We start from the raw sequence: 980 nt of genomic DNA on the forward strand, positions 1-980 counted from the left end.
TCGGAAAAAATGGCAAGCTTAGGAGAGTTGACTGCCGGCATTGCCCATGAGATCCAGAACCCTCTGAATTTTGTGAATAACTTCTCTGATGTCAGTGGCGAGCTGGTAGATGAAATGAATGAGGAACTGGAGAAAGGGGACATTGAAGAGGCAAAAGCCATTGGTAAAGACTTAAAAGAAAACCTCTCGAAAATAAATCACCATGGCAAACGTGCTGATATCATTGTGAAAGGAATGCTAGAGCATAGCCGAGCCAAAAAAGGAGAGGAAACACCCACTGACTTAAATGTACTTGCCGACGAATATCTGCGGTTGAGTTACCACGGACTTCGTGCCAAAGACAAATCCTTTAATGCTGATTTTAAACTGGAACTTGATCCGGATCTTCCAAAGGTCAATTTAGTTGCTTCGGAGATCGGAAGGGTAATTTTGAACCTGGTGAATAATGCTTTTTACGCCGTTCACGAAAAAGCGAAAATAACTCCCCAACCTTCCGAAGGAGAAATAGGCTATCAACCAGAAGTCATTGTCAAAACAACAGTATTGAAGTCCCCTTCAGGGGATTTAGGGGTCGAGCTTTCGGTAAAAGACAACGGCAGAGGGATCCCGGAACAGTTCCAGGACAAGATCTTCCAGCCTTTTTTTACCACCAAGCCAACTGGTTCGGGGACGGGATTGGGTTTATCCTTATCTTATGACATTGTGAAAGCGCATGGTGGAGAGTTAAGGGTGGAGAGTTCTCAACATCAGGGGACTAAATTCAAATTTTACTTACCGGTAGATAAATAATAAATTAATGAAGTGCTTATCTCCGCTTTCATGATCGCTTTCCTCTACGATATTTTCATTAAGATGCTGAACGCCTTATTGTTGAACATCAAAACCTCTACCACTTTAGGTTTTGGTGAGATACCAATTAAAGGCCTACCCCGTTATTTAGCCATTATCCAGGGCTTTATCGGCTGGTTTATGTTAACCAT

At 42.6% G+C, this 980-nt stretch carries 1 protein-coding gene; it reads left to right on the forward strand.

Features of this window, described 5'->3' with window-relative positions:
• Window positions 1-789, forward strand: a 789-nt coding sequence (locus AAGF08_RS20365) for an ATP-binding protein (RefSeq protein WP_343513294.1), incomplete at its 5' end; no start/stop codon positions are given.
• Window positions 790-980: the final 191 nt, after the last annotated feature.

Source organism: Algoriphagus sp. SE2, from assembly GCF_039563885.1.
Taxonomy (GTDB): Bacteria; Bacteroidota; Bacteroidia; order Cytophagales; family Cyclobacteriaceae; genus Algoriphagus.